Genomic DNA, 17866 nt, shown 5'->3' on the forward strand with positions numbered 1-17866 from the left:
ACTCACCCCTCCACCTGCGCGCGCCCGGGGGCACACCAGCGTTGGGCTTCGCAACCGACGCAGTGATCGCCGGGCTTGGCGGGGTACTCCTCGTCGAGAGCCCAGCCGGCGGCCAGTCCCGCCAGCGCGGCACGGGCCTCGTCGACCGTGGCCGAGTCGCCGGGGTCCAGTTCTTCGCACGCGGCCCCGTCCGGGTGCAGTACCTCCAGCTCGACCCGAGACCGCCGCGGATCGCCGCCGGGAACGCCGGCTGCCAGCAGGAGGACGGCCAGGGCCAGTTGAGGGTACGCCTTGAGCAGCGGCCGCCCTTCCCACACGCGGCGGGCCGCGGTCTTGGTCTCCCGCCACACCCAGCCGCCGTGCTGGGTGTACAGCAGGTCCGCGTCGGCGATGACGATCACGTCGAGGTCCGGATCGTAGGCCGTCACCCGGGGCTGGACCCGGACCGTCTCGTCGGCCGCGAGGTGCGCCACCGGGCACCGCGAGGCGTGGTGACGCACCAGGCGCAGCGCGACGGGTTGCTCCTCCTCCGCGAGCCCCGGCAAGGCGTCGGGCGGCGCAGTGTCGCGGCAGCTTCCCTCGCGCCAGGCGCCATGGCGCTCGTTCAGCCAGTTGTCGACGGCTCGGCCGCGGCGGATCGCCGCGCTCTCCGGCTCGCCTGAACGCAGGTGCAGCACCCTGGTGAGGTGGAAGCGTGCCGGGCACTGGCTGTGCGCGCGAAGATCCGACACCGAGACGGAGCGTCTGCGCCGCGGGCGGCGCGGGGCGCGGACGCCGAGCAACTGCCGCACCCGGGGAGGTTCCGCGCAGGTCGCCAGTGCCTCGCAGTCCACGCAGGAGGAGCCCGGGATGAGTTTCTCGCCTTCGACGACGCGAGCGAGAACGGGACGGGCGTGGGCCCGGAAGTCCTGCACCGCTTCCTCACGCGTACGGTCGGCGAGGACGGCGGTGATTCCGTCACCGCAGCCCACGGCCACGACCCGGACCCGCTGAGGCAACGTCACGGAGCCACGGACGGGCCGGTAGGGCCGGCGGAACTCGCTGTGGGCGGGCACCCCCTCAGCCGCCACGGCGGCCGCCTCGGCGACCTCGGCGCGCGGGCGGTCTTCCTTGACGACGTTGACGGACGGCAGCCACAGCTCGCGCAGGGAGCCGTCGGGGGTGGCGTACCGGCGGCCCCAGGCGGTGCGCTCGTACCGCGCGGCTCCCCTTGCGTCCGGCTCGGGCAGAGAGTCGATCACCACCCATTCCTCGTCGGCCGGGCGGGTCTCGGGCTCGCCGAGCACGTGACGTTCATGCAGGAAAGCGCTGCGGGCGGCCAGGTAGCGGCGGGCCGCCTCCTCGGCCCAGTCACGGTGTGCCGGCAGGTACGTGCGCACCTTACGCATGCGCGCCACCGCCGCGTCCACGCTCTTCCCACGGTGCTCCACATCGTCCAGCACGGCCATCACGGGGGCGAGCGCGAACGCCTCGACCGGCTTGCGCAGCGGCCGTTCCGGCTGCTGGAAGACGAGCTTGCGCGCATGCAGGGCGACACCACGCGGGCAATCGCGCGGATCTTCGCGAAGCCAGCGAGGGCTGGTGCGAATCAGGCGCGGATTCCCTGTCGTTCCGGGCGGGGGCTGCCAGTCGACCACGTCTCCTCCAAGAGTCTGAGTGGTGCGCCTCTCCAGGGAAGCGTAGAACTGTGAACTTAGTCAAGGAATGATTGCTTCTGTGAGCACGCTATCGTGAAGGGTCAGCACAAACCACACACCCACGAGGAGGTGACAGTGGAGACCGGATCGGTCCTGAGCGGCCGGTACCGCCTGACGGAGCCACTGGGCCGGGGCGGGAGCGCACAGGTGTGGAGCGCACACGACCGGGTGACCGACGAACAAGTCGCGGTCAAGATCCTGCGCCTGGACACCGATACCGACGGCTGGACCGACGCGGAGGAGCGGCGCCGGGAACGGCGCGAACGTGAAGCGCGGTTCAGGCGCGAGCGCAAGCTGCTGGCCGAACTCCGCCACCCCGCCATCCCGCCGCTGCGCGACCACGGCTTCCACGAAGGGGAACCGTACGTGGTCATGGAGTACATCGACGGGCTGTCCCTGCGCCGGTTCCTCGCCCGGTACGCACCGCTGCCGCAGGCCGTCGCCGTCGCGATCGCCGTGGCGCTGGCGGAGGCACTGAAGTGCGCCCACGATGCCGGAGTCGTGCACCGCGATCTCAAGCCCGACAATGTCGTCATCGCGGGTGACGGCAACGTCAAGCTAATCGACTTCGGCATCGCCTTCCTCACCCGGCCCGGCGCCACCCGTTACACCGCCGCCGGTTGGACACCCGGCAGTGTCGGCTACATGGCTCCGGAACAGTTGAGCGGAGTGCGAGAAGTCACGGCCACGACGGACCTGTACGCCTTCGGCTGCATATTCTTCGAGTTGCTCACCGGCGGTCAGCCGTTCCACGATCTGCCGGACCGCAACCGGAGCATCCAGCATCTGCACGACGAGCCGCGCCGTGTCCGGGATGCCCGGGCAGGTATCGACGGCGAACTCGATGAGCTGACGTGGAGGCTGCTGCGCAAGGAGCCGCAGTCCCGCCTCTGGGGCGTCGACGAGGTCCTAGCCACGCTACGCCGCCACCTTCCCCGTGCCGGTGCCCTCGCACCGAACCCGAAGGTGGAACCGGACCCGAGCGAGCGCTACCGCAGGCCGAGGGGTGACGCGCCGCACGCTGCACCGCCTCCTGCCCGGCCGGCCGCATCTCGACGGCGCCCCGCTCACCGTGCCGACGGCTGGCTGAGCCGAGCCGAGTTCGGGCAGCTGAGCATGCAGGCGCGGACCGAACTCCGAGAGCACGGTCCGGGTCCGTCTCTCGCCGATCTGAGAACCCGGCTGCCTGCGGCCGTCGCCGCCTGGGGGGCGCGCGATCCCGCGGTGTGCCGTGCCCAACTCCTGTGCGCCGACGGAGAGCGGATCTCCGGTCACTGGGAGGCAGCGCGGGTGCGTTACGAGGCTGTCATCACCGCGCTAAGGGACCACGCCGTGCGCGACCTCGACGAAATCGCTCTGGAGGCCAGATTGGGGGCGGCTGAGTGCCGCATTCCCTCGGGAGAGCTGCCGACGGCAATCAAGCGCTGGGGCAGCGCGGTGCGGGAAGTCGCTGCAGAGCACTCCGACTCCGGGGAGTTGGTTGAGCGCAGCCGCGAAGTCGGTCTCGAGCTGTCGGAAAACGGATTCGAGCACGAAGTCCAGCCGTTGCTGGACCTGCTGCCCGGCGAGTGACGCCCAGAATCACTCCCGTCGGGGCAGCCGACCCGCTGCCAGCAAATCGCTGATCGACTGAACCAGTCCAGCACCCTCCGCACCGAGGTCGCGCAGCGTTTGTTCGAAAGCGGTCAGACTACGGAAAACGTCAGCATAGAAGTGCTGTTCGCTCAGGCTGAGACGTGGTACCTGCAGCCGCCTCACGTCCACCCGGGAGGAGGTCGAGGCGTGGGTGCCCGCCTGCCGCTTGTTGGCCGGGGCACGCAGGCAGCCCGCGAGGAACCACGGATCCAGTACCGTCTCTTCCACACTTACCGCGTACAGCTGAGGGCCGAGCACCATGCGGTAGTCCGTCACGACCCAGGCGTCGAAGCTTCGTGCGGCACCGCTGACCACGATATCGCCGGCCTGGGCCACCGTGAGCGTCCCCGCACGAGCTTGGTCGGACACGGTCCTGGCCGCCATCCACTGCCCTGGCGCGCCGGTGAGGAGTAGATCCGAGACGAGTACGACCGGAACTCCGCCTCGCGACACGTCCCCCCGGTGAAGCTGCTGTTCGGCAACCGCCTGACCGCCTCGCAGCTCAAGAGCGCCGGCGCGCTCAAGATCAGCCATTGTCGTGGCTGCGGGCGCTGCCTCATGACCGGTCGGCGCCGGCTCGATGTCTGCCAGCAAGTCACGGAGTCCGCTCAGCTCGCCGAGCCTGGCTCCCAGCCGCTTCCAGCCCTCGCGCAGGTCGTCCCCCAGCGCTTCTGTCGTGACAGGAACATGCCTGGCCGGCGTGAGGTCGACCCGTTCATCCAGGAGGTCGATGACGGGCAGGGACTGGGCACCCTGTACCGCCCTGCCTGCCAACGCGCGAAGAACCTGGTCACTCAGCCCAGACCAGTCGATCTCCGGTCTGCCAGAGGCGGTGGGCAGCGTTCGGTCCTTGGCGTCGACGACCAGAAACTCGGCATCGACGGGCGGTTCTGCAGACTTCCGCAGCACCCACAGATGCAGGCCCAGGCCGTACGGGGCAGCTGCTCCTGGCGGAAGCGCGACGATCGCCCGCAGGGTGCCGGACCGCAGCAGCGCGGCCCGGATCCGACGACCAGCCCGACGGGAGGCCACCCCCGGGGGGAGCAGCAGCACCGCCGTGCCGCCGGGTGCGAGTGCCGAGACCGCGTGCTGCACCCAGGCCAGCTCGGGCTCGGTGCGGGGTGGCTGACCAAACACCCAGCGCGGATCGGTGGCGAGTTCTGAGTACCCCCAGTCACGGTCGTTCGACGGCGGGCTCGACACGACCACGTCGGCTTCGACGGCCGCATGAATGTCGTCAAGAAGAGTGTCGGCAGCAGTCACTCCCGTACGCACCGCATCCGTGGACGCGGCCCCCGACACCATGAGCCGGATTGCGGTCATCGTGGCGAGGACCGGATCTCGGTCCTGCCCTCGGAGTTCCGTCTGCTGGGAACTGTTCCATCGTTGCGCCGCGGCCCGAAGTAGCGAGCCAGTGCCGCAGGCGGGGTCTAGAACTGTGGAAGGGTTCCCCGGGCCGTACAGCGTGGCAGCAACCTCCACCATGAGATCGGCCAAAACCGCGGGTGTCGTAACAATCTGCCGAGTGTGGACGCGAAGCCAGCGGGCGAGGAGGCGCTCAAACGATTTATCGGGCTTCTCCTGGGCTGCGAGATCTACCACTCGGCCGACCAGACGTCGCTGTTCAGTCGACAACTTGACAGGGATGACCGTGTGCTCGTCCACCTGCGCCAGCCGAGCTCCGACAGCGGCGATCACCATGCCCGTGACGTCCCTGTCCCCCATCGCCTCAAGCTGCGGCCACAGCCGGTCCAGCCCTTGGGCAGCCGGCCGGATCTTCTTCTGATCCTCCAGCCATCGCTCCACCTCAGCGAGCGAGAACTGCGGGCTGACGTCGGTCCCCCCTACGGGAGCAGGGAAGTCGTCGTGACGACGGCGCCAGTTACTGACAGCAGCACGCCCTACCCCGGCGATGCGTGCGATGCCGGCCAGCGTCACAGTGGCATCTGTCCTGGTTGATGGCATGATCACTCCGAAGGTGGGGCACGTCGATCAGGCTAGTCGTTCACCCCATCACACACCAGTAGGTAAGTTGACTATGTTCATGAACGCCTTGGCATCGTGCTGCCGCGTGCTTCTCGAAGCCACCCTCCGACCTTCGGGTCCACCGAGCTTGACTGATGCCCCCAGGGAAGCCCACATGGCTGCACGGCGAGTAGCACGCGCGACTCGAACTCGGTGACCAGACTGCGGACCTGATCCAGCACACTGTTCCCGCCCCGTTCTTCCAGCCGGGGCGTATCGAGGGCAGGCACGGTGGTGAGAGATGATGACGGGGACGAACACGGCACCCTCGTGGATCTTGAAGCGTGGAAACCCCATGATCTGCAGGGGCCGTGTTCACCTGCTTCCAGGGGGGCACTACCAGCACCAGCCAGCTCAAGATCGGATGAGCGAGGCAAACGCCGGAGCCTGGTCAGGGGGTTGTTGTCAACCGGCACCAACGCCGCTCGTGATGGCGTCGAGGATGTCCTGCTGGGTCACGGTGGAGAGCGCCGGTCGAAGAGACCGAACCCGTACTGTCGGTTTACACCGTTGTCCCAGTAGATGCTGGCTTCTCCGTACTTCTTCGCTGTGGCCGCCATGGTGTGCGCAAAGTCGGCACGGTATTCGCTGTTCGCCGAGTCGAACGACGACTTGTCGATCGCCCCATATTCACCGACGACTACCGGATATCCTTTCGTGACGAATCCGTCGTGCATCTTCTTCAACTGCGCGTCCAGATGGTCCTCCTGCTCCCAGGTGGACGCCTTCGACGGGTCGGTTGCGGCCGGGCCCCACTGCGTGATGGTTCCGCTTTCCTCTCCGGTGAAGTCCCAAGGATCGTAGTAGTGCACGGAGATCATGATCCTCTGCTCATCGCTGGGAATGGGGAAGGATCGGTGCTCGTCGGTCGGGAGGACGAAGCCGTAGTCGCCTGCTGTATAGTCGATGTTTGTGTTCCAGCCGGGGACGAGCAGCCATCGTGAGGTGTTGTTGCCGCCGGTCTGCCGAACCGTGTCCACGAAGATCTGATTGTAGTCTTTTATGTTCGAGTAGCACGGCTGAGTCGGCTGGCCGTACTGGCCGTCGAACTCTTCGTTCATGGACTCCAGGATCAGGCGCTGGTCGTAGCCCTGGAACTTCGACGCGATCTGCTGCCAGACCTTCTGGTACTTGTCCTTGATTTCCGTCTGCGCGGACGAGTCACAGATCAGCCAGGACCCGTCGATGGTCTTGTAGCCGTCGCCGTGCATGTTCATCACCACATACATGCCTCGCTGGTAGGCGTAGTCGACGACTTCCTGGACTCTGTTCAGCCAGGACGAGTTGATCGTGTAGTCCGGGCCAGGCCCTATGTGGCGCAGGTACGAGACCGGGATCCGGGTGGTTTGAACCCGGCCTCCTGCACCTTGTCGATAAGAGCTTGCGTGAACGTCGGATTGCCCCAGGCTGTTTCGCTGGGGTACCCGTTGATGGTGGCTTCGAGTTGGTTACCCAGATTCCATCCCGCGCCCATGTCGGCGACTATCTGCGAAGCGTCTAACTGAGGCGCTGTGTCGGCAGACGCCTGGTTCGCCGAGCCGCCGCCCACGGATGCAGCCACTGCCAGGGCGGCGGCTACGAGGAGGGCCCTGATCTTCATCGCTGTTGCAGTCATTGACGTTTCCTCTCCTCCGGTATTGAGGCGCCAAAAAGCACGGGCAAGCACCTGACACCGAGCAGCGGCGGCCATGGGCAGCCCGGCGCCGCGGACTCCCTGGCGCGGCACCCGCATGTCGGTCCATGCTGCGGAACCGACTACTCCCGTCGTTGGTGTACCAGTTGTTAGCGCTGCCCCGGTCGATGGCTGACGGTGCGCGGCCCATGCTCGTCGAATGACAATCGAAGCGCTTCGATGCAGTATTTGACGATCTGGGTCAGTTTCTTCCAAACGAAGAAGATAGGGTCATGCCGCAGTGTCATGACAACACCCACGTCAGAGAACAAGGTCCCGCCAGAGGCAGGCGGAAGGGTTGCGCTGATCTGATGCCACACCCGCCCCCTTTTTTCCTGCCCCGCGTTCCAGGGTCAGTACCGATGGTGCCGGGGTGCCAGGCAGGGCACCGGCGTTTGCCTGGCTCGTTCGATCCTGAGCCGGTTGGCGCTGGTGGTGCCCCCTGGAAGCAGGCGAACACGGCCCCTGTAGATCATGGGGCTTCCATGCTTCAACTAACCCCCGCTGTTCCCCGCCTGTTCCCATGTTCTGGGTCCCCTGCCCTGCCGAGGATTCGAGGGGAACGGGATGGCCGGGCGGCCCCGCCCCGCGGCCCGCGCGGGCGACGACGGGGCCGTTTCACACACGCCGGATCCCTGAGGGCCGCGCTCCCCCGGTTACTCGGCCGACGCGGGCGTACACGCCGTCCTCACGTACCCCCCTGCGCTGACCTGCCGTTCGGCGCTCTCCAGCCAAAATCCAGCCACAGTACGCGCACGGGGGCGGCCCGGATACCGGGCGCACCCGGCTGACCTGGTGGTTTGCTAATTCGCCGGAAGCACGCTACTGCGTGGCCTATACATTGAAGCGGAACGTCGGCTACACAATTTGTGACCTGCGAAAACGCGAGAGAGCCGCGCTGGATCCAGCCAAGATCCAGCCGCCGGCAACGCCCCCCTTATGCTGACTGGATCCGCGGTCTCGGCAAGATGAGCCTTCTATGTAGCGCTGTGACGCCCGCATCATAGGCTACGGTTCGTGCCACAGAGGTGCCGAGTACGAGGAGAAGCCACGGCCACCACTGGCACTGCCGTCACTCCGGGCAGAAGCCCCGCCAGGACGCACCTGACAGGGCTTCAGATATGCAGATCCGGAGCCTTCAGGAACCCGCCGAATATCTGCTACTGGGCTTGCAATCGGCGAACGTCCATCTGCTCACCCCATCCGCGCTCCAGGCACACGCGAACCAAATCGATCCGAACCGCCTCCAATGCTTCAGCAATCTCGTGAGCGCTTACCGTCGTTCGTCTTTCTGCACCGTGAGCATTCGCCGAAATTTTCACGACACCATCTCCCTGACCAACCAGATCGACCCAGAAAGGACCATCAAAGAACCTCACCCTCCTGCGCCTCCCTTCCGCCTGACGGACGAAGGAAACCGAGTCGAGAAATTCCATAAGGAATGCGACTGGCATGTCGTTCCAGTTCGATTCCGGAAAGGGGCATCCGGAAATATCGATCCAGACGTTACCCCAAATAGAGCCCGATCTGGCAAGATCGAGCGACTCCAGATCACAGAACAGTTGGAAATCCATCAACCTCACCTCCAGACCGGGTAGGCAGTCTCAATCATGCGTGTCTCTTTGTTCACCCACATCTCAACTTCTAGCCCATTCGCTGACCCACGCAGAAAGACTCTGTCCCCCTGCGAACGTCTTGCAACCGATGACGACTTATATGCATGACGTATCGTGGACTCAATCTTTCCTGCAGACATGTCGTCCGGAAACTTCGTCTTGACTCCACTTTGCTTGTAAGTCTTACCGCCTGCGGTATGCCGGTCAAGGATATGATCCATATCGATGTCAACCTTTCGCCACCCGGGAAGATTGACCGGCTTCGGGCAGTTGTGAACAAGGACCGGAATGGGCCCCGCCAGCACATAGTAGGTGTGCTTGTCGCTGACGGCCAGGTTGTAGACGGTGGTCTGCGTGGTCCAGCGTTTGATGGCTGTGATCTGGATGTGGGTGCCGGCGCTGGTCTGGAGCCACTGGCCGGTCTTGAGGTCGGTGGCGTCGATCCACTCGTCGAGTTCGGGGACCCAGAAGGGGTGGCCGTCGGTGGCGGTGACGGTGGCGGTCTTCTTTCCGTGCTTGCCGTCGAGGTCGATGGTGATCTCGACCAGCTTCTTGGTTCCGGTGCCGGTGATCTCGGCTGTGACGGTTTCGGCGCTGGTTTCGCCGGTTTCGGGGTCGGTAGCAAGTACCTTGTCGCCGACCTTCACGTCTTCGATGGGTTTGGTGGTGCCGTCGGCCATGAGTACCGGTGTGCCGGCGGTGAAGCTGTTGCTTTCACATGAAGGAGACTTGGAGCCTGCTTTGGGGTCCGCCTCGTCGGCTTTCCCTGCCTTCTTACCGTCCCGGATCTTGTCGGCTGTCTTCCTGCCGAACTTGACCACGGTTTTGAAACTCTTGGTCCATGGAGTTTCCAGGCCGGTAGCGCCGCAGTCCAGAGTGAACCCGGGATCGTCAAAGCATTGCTTGATGGATTCCCATTCCGGCATGAAGATGTCAGACCACTCACTTGACTCAGGCAAGAAGTGGCCGAAATCGGGTAGTGCTTCAGGTATGCAGGCGACGCCTACACACGAGCTTGCCGGGGCGGTGGTGAAGGTTGCCTGGGTTGCTGAGGTGCTGCCTCCGCTTCGGCTTCCGCCTCCGCCGCTGGAGGTGCTTCGGCCGGAGTTCTGGTGGGCGACGACGCGTTCCACCGTCTCCTGGATGAAGTCGATGACGCCGTCCCAGAACAGGCCGGTGGGGTCGGCGTGGGTGACCGGGTTGTTGTTGGCGTAGGCGTAGCCGTGCCACTGCTGGGGGTCGGTGAGGTCCATCAGGGGGTCGACGGAGATGAACCTGCCGGTTGTGGGGTCGTATTCGCGTGCGCCGAGGTGGGTCAGGCCGGTGGTGGTGTCGGTGGTGCCGCCGACGAATCCTTTGCTTCCGGGCCAGTCGGCCGGCTCTTCGCCGCGCGGGGTGCCGAACGGCAGTTCCCGGCGCCGCTGGAGGTCGAGGGTGTCCGCGTTGATGGCGAGTTGGCCGGTGCCGTGGTGGTCGGCGACGGTGAACCAGACACTGCCGTCGTCTTCCTGGACGGCTTGGTGGCCGTCGCCGAGGTCGTAGTAGCGGGTGGCTTGCGTGGTGGTGGCGCCCTTGGCGAGGGTGATCTCGGTGTGGCCGAGGTAGAGGGTGGTCTCGGTCGGGGTGCGGCCGATGAGACGGTTGCCATCGGCGTCGTAGAGGTACGCGGTGCTCTGCGTGCCGCCGGTGCCGTCGGGTTCGGTGACCGAGGCCAGGTGGCCCTCCGCGTCCCAGGTCAGGGTCTGGGTGTCGCCGGACAGGGTTCGGGTTGTCGTGTTGCCGGTCTCGTCGTAGGTGTAGCTGTCGGTGCTGGTGCCAGCCGGGCCGGTGCTGGTCACGTCCGTGAGGGTGTGTGGCTGCGGCTGGCCGGGCGAGGGGTAGCTGTAGGTGTGCGTGACGTCCTGGGTCGTGTCGCCGGCCGGGTTGTGGTCGGTGTGGGTGGTGCGGTTGCCGGCCTTGTCGTAGGTGAAGGACTGCCAGTACGCCGCCGGGCCCCCCACCGCGGCAGGCGACGGGGCACTCTGGCAGGTCTGGTCGGCCTCGGTCCAGGCCTCGGTGAGCCGGCCCAGGTAGTCGTAGGTGAAGCACTGGTTGTCCGTACCGGTGCGGTTCACATCCGAGACCGAGGTGATGTTGCCGATCTCGTCGTAGGAGTACGTGGCGTGCCGGTCCACCCCCGGAACATCTTGCCGATCCACCCGACTCGTGGCCAGGCGCTGGGTGCCCCGCTCGTACGTGTAGGTGATCTTGGTGTGCCGCGTTCCTCCCGCCGCTGTGAGTTCGTACTGCAGCGGCTGGCCGGTGTTGCGGTAGGAGGTGATGGACGAGGTGCCCCAGGTGCCGAATGCCTTGGTGGGCCGCAGGATGTCGTCGTAGGCGAAGGTGATGCCGCCGCCGGGCAGTGACCCGGCCGCAGAGTATGTTTCCCCGGCGACGAGGCCGTTGGGCTTGTAGGCGGTGCCCGCCTGGTAGGTGCCGGCCAGGGCTCCTTCCTTGGCGGGGATGGTGACGGCTGTTCTGATCGGCCGGTAGAGCTGGTCGTAGGCGGTGACTGTGGAGGTGTATGCCGCGCCGTCTTCGTAGCGGGTGGATCTGGCGAGCTGCCCCTTGGCGCCGGGGATGGTGTCGTAGACCCACTGGGCGCGGAGGGTGCCGGTCGGCGAGTCGTTGCGCAGTTCGGTCTTGCGGCCCAGGTTGTCGTAGACGTGGGCGAGCTTCACTCCGCGGGCGTCTGTGGTCGTGGTGAGCTGGCCGCGGTCGTCGTAGGTGGAGGTGGTGGTGCCCTTGTCGGGGTCGTTCGCCGTGATCTGCCGGCCGAGTTGGTCGTAGCGGTAGGACCATTCGTTGCCTGCAGGGTCGGTGAACGTGGCCAGTTCCCCTCGGGGGGTGTAGGCGTACTGGGTGGTGTCGTAGGCGGCTTCGGGTGCACGGGCGTGGTGCTGGCGCAGTTCGGTGGTCTGGCCGCGGGCGTCGGTCAGCGTGGTGGTGGCGGTGCCGCCTTGCGGTGGGATGACGGTGGTGCGGTCGCCGCGGTAGCTGGTGGTCGTGGTGGCGACGACCTGGTGGCCGTCGCCGCTTCCGGCGACCTGCTTCTCCTGGATGACACGGCCGAGGCCGTCGTAGTCCCGCCAGGTCTGGGTCTCCACGGACAGCGCGTCGTCAGGCTCGAACAGGGTCGTGGCCGGGGCGCCGTCGGTGTAGTACGGGGCGTAGGTCTTGGTCTGAAGTCCGCGCTCGTCGTAGAAGACGTCGTTAATCAGGCGGCCGCCGTCGGGGCCGGGGGTTTGGGTCTGGCGTTCGCGCAGGAATCCGTCGTAGAGCATGTACGAGGTGAGCTGCCCGCCGCCGCCCTCGGTGAGTGTTTTGGTGGACACAGCGACGGGTTTGCCGTCGGTGACCTGGTAGGCGAACTGGTGCGTGGGCAGTTGGCCGGTCTTGCGGTCGGGCAGCCAGACTTTGGTGGACCGGCCGAGCGCGTCGTAGGCGAACGCGGTGGCCTTGCCGTTGGTGTCGGTTTCCCTGACCGGCAGGCTGCGCAACGCGCTCACGTCCGTGGTCGTGGTCTGCGCGGTGGTGGCGTCTTCGGCCTTGGCCGGCGGGCTGGTCGTTATGACCTGGGTGGGGAAGCCGCTGGCCGGTGTGTACCGGGTCGTGCCGGTGCGGCTGTCGTCCCGCTTCGTGCGTGAGGCGAGGTCGCCGCCGGCGCCGAACACCAAGTTGGCGGTCAGTTCGGTGGTGCTGGTCTCCCGGCCGTAGGAGTCGAAGGTCGTGCCGGATTCCAGGTACACCGCCTCGGAGGCGGTGCGGGACTTCAGCACGGCGGTCGCAGTGGCGTCGCCCCTCGTGGGCGCGGTCGGGGTGGCGTCGATCGGCGCCCCGTCGTAGGCGGTGCGCGTGTCGGAGATCACGTCCTTGGTGCGGTCCACCGTCCCGTCGCAGCGCTTGGCGACTGTCTCGACCCGGGCGGGCAGGGTGAGGATGTTCTTGTCCTCGTTGGTGGCGTAGGTGGTGCGGGTGCAGCGGTTGTCGGCCGCGGTGGAGGTGTCTGCGAAGTCATCGACGTGCGTGAGGCGCCCGGCGCTGGTGTCGTAGGTGTTGCTGACCTGGGTGGTACGCCAGTCGGCGCCGGCACCTTGGTCCAGGGAGGTGAAGGTCCTGCGCTGCGCGGTGCCGGTGAAGTTGGCGGTGACCGTGCCCCAGGAGCGTTCCTTCTTCGCCGTCTGGTGGTGCCAGGGCCGGTTGACGGTCTTGTTCAGCACCCTGCCGCCGGGGCCGGTGAAGTCGACCGTCTTGTACGCGAAGCCGGCGGCCGACTCGTGGTCGGTGATCGGGTCGCCCTCCCCGCTGCCGAGGCTGACGGACACGTTCTTGGTGCCGCCGGTGGGACTCTCGCGGTCTCCGTGCATGCCGCGCAGGAAGTAGGTGTCGGACTGCGACACCATGGCCTCCTCGCCGAGCAGCCCACCGGTCTTGACCCGCACCCGGCCGTAGCCCCGCCACTGCGACCAGGTCTTGAACTTCTCCTTCGTCAACCCGTCATCATCGTCGTAGTGCCAGGCCGCCCCGCCCAGGTACTCGTAGCGGGTGACGGAGTCGGCGGCGCCGCCGGTGCGGTCGCTGGCGGTCACCGACGTGGTGACGTACTTGTTGAACCACTGCCGCTCCGGGTCGGCGGTGTCGCTGCCGCCGATGTACTGCGGAAAGCAGCGGCTGGTGTTCGACTGCGGGGTGGGCAGGTTGTCCCAGCTGCAGGCCGCTGCGGAGTAGTTCGCGCCGATCTGGCCGCCGTACTCGTCCGCGACCGACGACAGCCGGGCCTTGATGAACGGCGCGTAGCCGTCGCCCGTCTTGTCCAGCCGGTTGGCCAGCTGGGTGTAGACGAAGGTGGTCTTCGGCAGGGTGATCGCCGGGTCGGCGGTGTGGCCGGTGCGCTGGACCGAATCCAGCAGCAGCTGGTAGTCGGTGTCGGCCTGCCCCCAGCGGTGGGCGAGGCGGAAGGAGTCCACCTTGCCGTAGCTGCCGTCGCTCTTCAGCGCGTGCGTACTGATCGAGGTCAGCCTCTTGCGGGTCCAGAATGACGGCGAGTACCTGCCCCGGTCGCAGTCGGCGGTTTCGCTGCAGTTCAGGTCCCAGGGAGTGTCGTACCAGTAGAAAGAGTCCGCGCCTATGTCCGCGCAGTCGGTCTGTGCGTTGGGCAGGCACCGCTGGCTGTTGGTGAAGTTCACCTTTGCCAACGGCTTCGTGCCGTACACCGAGGAATGCTTCAGCCCGTACTCGATGCGGTCCAGGGTGCCGCCGCGGGTGTAACGGGTGTTGTTGGTTGCTTTGAGGTTGCGGCTGTAGGAGTTCTTCTCCTGGTCGTAGTAGTAGGCGATGGCATTGCCGTGCGGGTCGACGACGTAGTCGAGGTTCCAGCGCCAGGTCTGCTGGCACCACGAGGCGCCGAACCCGGCGGCGTCGTGGCAGGGCTCACCGGTGTCGTCGCCGAACACCGGTACGCTCCATGCCGAGCCGGTGGTCTCGTCCTCCGAGGACCAGCCGGGAAGCCGGTGATAACCGAAGTAGTAGCGAATGCCGTTTGGGTCGGTCAGCCGCCAGTACTCGCCGTTGTTGTCGCCGTTGCCGCGGGCGGCCGAGGCCAGGCGCCTGATGCGGGTGCCGTCATCCCTCTTCAGCTTCCACTCGTCAGCGCCGGCCGGGACGAGTTCACCGGCCTGGCCGTTGAAGGAAATGAACGCGTTGTCGTACCCCCAGCACAGGTCGCCAGGCTTGCTACCGTCGCTCTTGGTCTGACCGTCATCGGCACACGGCTTGTAGCGGCGCTCGATGAACCCGGGCCACAGATCGAAACCGTCACCCACCCACGAGGCCTGGTTGTTGGTGCCTCCGGTGCGACCGTCGACGCCACCGGACGAGTACGACAGCCCGACCTTCGGAGTCAGCTCGCCGGGCACGTGCGGGACCGGGAGGTCGTAGTCCCAGGTGAAATCGCCGGTGTTCAGGTTGGTTTCCCAGGTGGCGGAGGGAGACAGCTTGGTGGCCTTGTAATCGCCTTGGTCACCTTCTGCCGTGGTGGTGGCGGCCACGACGGTCGGCTCGTCGGCGCGGACCGCAACCGCGTTGCCGATCAGGGTCTGGTTCTCGGTGTCGTTGGTCGTGTCGATGCGGGTGGTCGATTGGCAGGCCGCTCTGGCAGGGGTGGTCAGCGCACAGGAGGGCAGTTGCACCAGCGTCAGCCGCGAGGCGTAGTTGCCGCCGAATGCCTCCGCGAAGCTACCGTAATCCAGCTCGACGTTGGCGCGGCCCTGCGTACCGTCCATGCCGGTGATGCCGAACACGGGTCCGGTGACGCCGGCCTTCTCCGCGGTCGTGCGGCTGAAGGCGGTGATCTCGGCCCGGCCCGTCGCAATCTGCTTGACGCTGTCGTCGGTACGGGCCTCGGTCGCGGTCAGCCGGAGGGGCAGACCATCGGCCGAAGCCGCCTTACGGGCGCCCAAGGCCGGTACTTCCACGACCGTGCTGCCGGGCGCGGGCCATGCCGCCTCAGGAGCCCGCTTCGGTGTGCGAGGTCCCTTGTTCTGCGGGCGGGGCTTGACCTTGCCCGCAGCACCGGGAACCGGCTCGCCGGAGGAAGGTGCCTGGGGCTGTCCCGCACCGTCGGCGGTGGCCGCCGGCAGGGCTGCCGCCTGCAGGAGAGTGGCGCTCATCACCACCGCCGCCCCGAGAGCCACCTTCCGACGGATCCCGGCGCCCATCTGCACACGCGCTCTGATCATGCTTGCCCCTCCCGGGCGCGGCGCCCGCCGTCCAAGAGCAGCGGGCGCCAGAAAGGAAAGATCGAGTACTGGCGGAATGCGGCGGTACGTCAGCCGCCGGGTGGCACCTGGGTGGGTACGTCGAACCAGTTGGCGGCCAGCCAGGCGACCTGGTCATCGCTCAGCGGCCCCTGGAATGCCCAGACGTCGTCGACGACGCCGGGGAAGTACTCGCCGAAGCCCCCGGCCGAGGTTCCGGCCCGGCCGATCTGCAGTTCGCCAGTGGCCCTGAAGGACAGCGCATCTTCCGCCCACGGCACCAGGTCCTCACACCCGGCCTGATCGGGCTCACCGTCACCGTCGTCGTCGGCGCACGCGGTCTCCTCCAGCACGCCGTTCACGTACAGCTTCAGCTCCTTGGCAAGACCGTCGTAGACCAGTGCCAGGTGGTTCCACTGCCGCACGTCGTAAAAGCCCGCGCTGTTCACCCGCACCACGGACGCATCCGCAGCATCGGATGAAGGCAAGGCGATCTGCCAACTCCCCGGCGCATCCGGAGTCCCTGTGTCCGGCAGATACCGTACGGAGAAAGCGTTCGCAGCGTCGCCTTCGGCGCTGGCTACGGTCACCGCGCCACCGGGCATGGCAGCGGCCTGGGCCCAGCCGGTGAGGGTGAAGCTGCCGGAGGTGTCCACTGGAACGCTTGCGGCGGCGTGGTCGTCGACGCCGTCGAGTTCGAGGCCGGAGAAGTCGATCCAGCCGGTGCCCAGGCGTGCCCCGCCTTCGAGGGTGACGCTGTCGGCTTGTCCGGAGTCGTCCGGGCTGGTCACCGGATCGGTGCCGGTGGCCTCCTCGAATTTCCAGCGGGCTTTGACCAGGGGGCGTTGTTTGTAGAGTTGCTGGACTTCGGGGGTGGAGATCGGGCGGTCGAAGACGCGGATGTCGTCGATGGTGCCGGGGAAGTACTCGCCGGTGGTGCCGGACAGTTCGCTGGCGGCGATGAGCAGGGGCCGGTCGGCGAAGCGGGCGTTGGTCCAGTCTGCTGTGGCGATGCGGTTGCCGTTGACGTACAGGGTGATCGTCTGGGTGACGGCGTCGTGGACGCCGACGATGTGGGCCCAGGTGTCCTGGTGGGCGGCGCCCTCGGGCTGGCCGGCATAGATCAGCTGCGCGTCGGTGGTGTCGGCGTCGAAGCCGCCGACGGCCCAGCGGTCCTTGTCGGCCGCGTAGAACAGGCTGACCACCGGCCGCTGGTTGTCCAGCAGCGAGACGACGGCCTTGCGGCCCTGATGCGAACCCGGGGTGATCTTCGCCCAGGCGGCCAGCGCGTAGCTGCGGCGGCTGTCGAACGGGGTGCCCCGGTTGTGTCCGATCTGCGCGTAGCCGTCGGCGCCGTTGAACGCCGCGGCCTTGCCGGCCACCCCTGGAGTCCCGGTGGTCACCCCGCCTTGGTACGTCGCGGGGACCACCTCCGCCTGCCCGGACACCCGGGTGGCGCCGGCCGGTTCGTCGAGGTCGAAGACGGCCACCGCGGGGCGGCTGGGGTCGTCGCCGACCATCTGGTGCTGATACAGCTTGGCGACGTCCTCCGGGTTCAGCCGCCGGTCGAAGAGCTGGACCTCATCCAGAGCGCCGGGCAGGAAGTGTGCCGGGCTGCCGTCGTTGGTGGTGGCCCCGAGCATCAGCCCGCGCCTGGCGTCCCACAGGCCGGTGACGTCGGCCTGGCCGGCGAGCTGGCCGTTGACGAACAGCTCGATGCGCTGGTTATGCCCGTCATAGGAGCCCACCAGGTGCGTCCACTCGCCTACGGTGACGCCGCCGGGGGTATCGGCCATCGCCCGGGTGACGTTGCCGGGGGCGTCGGCGGCGTGGTGGTTGAACACCCACCGCTGCAGCCCGGCGTGGTAGAAGAGCGCGAAGCTGGAGCGCGAGTTGCCCGGGTGGGAGGCGACCATCGCGTTGCCCTGAGGTACCTCGTCGAGCTTCACCCACGCCGAGACCGCATGCGCCCCGGTGGTCTCCACCACCGGGATACCGGTGGCCACATGACCGTCCACACCGTCCAGGGCCAGGGCGTTGCCGCGTACCCCCGCCGCCCCCGTGGCGGCCCCGCCGCGCAGGTCCAACGACCGCGGCGGGGTGGAACCGGCCGCCTGGGCGGCGCCGGCGGGCTCGTCCAGCTGCCAGGTCGCCCGCTCCGGCTGCCCGGCCTTGACCCGGAACATGTAGGTACGGACCTCGCTGCTGTTGTTCCCGGCGGCATCGAAGGACTCGGCGGTGACGAAGTTCAGCCCGGGCCGGGTCGGCAGGATTTGCACCTGCCTGGCCGCGCCGCCGGAGGTGGAGACCTGATGGGCGGGGACGGGGTCACCGTTGATGCCGTAGCGGTAGCGGTCCACATCCGCATCCGGCGCATCCAGCGTGAACGTCCCGTACCGCCCGACCCCGTCGAACCACGGATCGTCC

At 67.1% G+C, this 17866-nt stretch carries 8 protein-coding genes; 1 reads left to right on the plus strand and 7 read right to left on the minus strand.

Features of this window, described 5'->3' with window-relative positions:
* Window positions 1–2: 2 nt before the first annotated feature.
* A complete protein-coding gene (locus tag ABD317_RS03135; RefSeq protein WP_344287576.1) occupies window positions 3–1442 on the minus strand; it encodes a PD-(D/E)XK nuclease family protein in 1440 nt (479 codons plus the stop codon).
* Window positions 1443–1772: 330 nt separating this feature from the next.
* On the opposite strand from ABD317_RS03135, the gene ABD317_RS03140 reads away from it, so the two are divergent.
* The gene (locus ABD317_RS03140) at window positions 1773–3269 is read left to right on the plus strand and encodes a serine/threonine-protein kinase (RefSeq protein WP_344287578.1); all 1497 of its coding nucleotides are present in this window, start codon (window positions 1773–1775) and stop codon (window positions 3267–3269) included.
* 9 nt (window positions 3270–3278) lie between these two features.
* On the opposite strand, the gene ABD317_RS03145 is transcribed toward ABD317_RS03140, so the two are convergent.
* From ABD317_RS03145 to ABD317_RS03170, 6 genes are all read right to left on the minus strand, one after another.
* The gene (locus ABD317_RS03145; RefSeq protein WP_344287580.1) at window positions 3279–5297 is read right to left on the minus strand and encodes an N-6 DNA methylase; all 2019 of its coding nucleotides are present in this window, start codon (window positions 5295–5297) and stop codon (window positions 3279–3281) included.
* Between the two features lie 515 nt (window positions 5298–5812).
* On the minus strand, window positions 5813–6763 hold the full coding sequence (locus ABD317_RS03150; protein ID WP_344287592.1) for a glycoside hydrolase family 5 protein: 951 nt from the start codon (window positions 6761–6763) through the stop codon (window positions 5813–5815).
* Window positions 6667–6972: a hypothetical protein gene (locus ABD317_RS03155; RefSeq protein WP_344287582.1), complete on the minus strand. Its 306-nt coding sequence runs from the start codon at window positions 6970–6972 to the stop codon at window positions 6667–6669. Before ABD317_RS03155 ends, ABD317_RS03150 begins: the two co-directional genes overlap by 97 nt.
* Before the next feature lie 1217 nt (window positions 6973–8189).
* A complete protein-coding gene (locus ABD317_RS03160; protein ID WP_344287584.1) occupies window positions 8190–8603 on the minus strand; it encodes a hypothetical protein in 414 nt (137 codons plus the stop codon).
* A 5-nt stretch (window positions 8604–8608) separates the two neighbouring features.
* Window positions 8609–15421, minus strand: a complete 6813-nt coding sequence (locus ABD317_RS03165; protein ID WP_344287586.1) for a polymorphic toxin-type HINT domain-containing protein — start codon at window positions 15419–15421, stop codon at window positions 8609–8611.
* 89 nt (window positions 15422–15510) lie between these two features.
* A partial coding sequence (locus ABD317_RS03170) for a LamG domain-containing protein (protein WP_344287588.1) occupies window positions 15511–17866 on the minus strand: 2356 nt, incomplete at its 5' end.

Origin of the sequence: Streptomyces synnematoformans, assembly GCF_039531005.1 — a bacterium.
Taxonomy (GTDB): domain Bacteria; phylum Actinomycetota; class Actinomycetes; order Streptomycetales; family Streptomycetaceae; genus Streptomyces; species Streptomyces synnematoformans.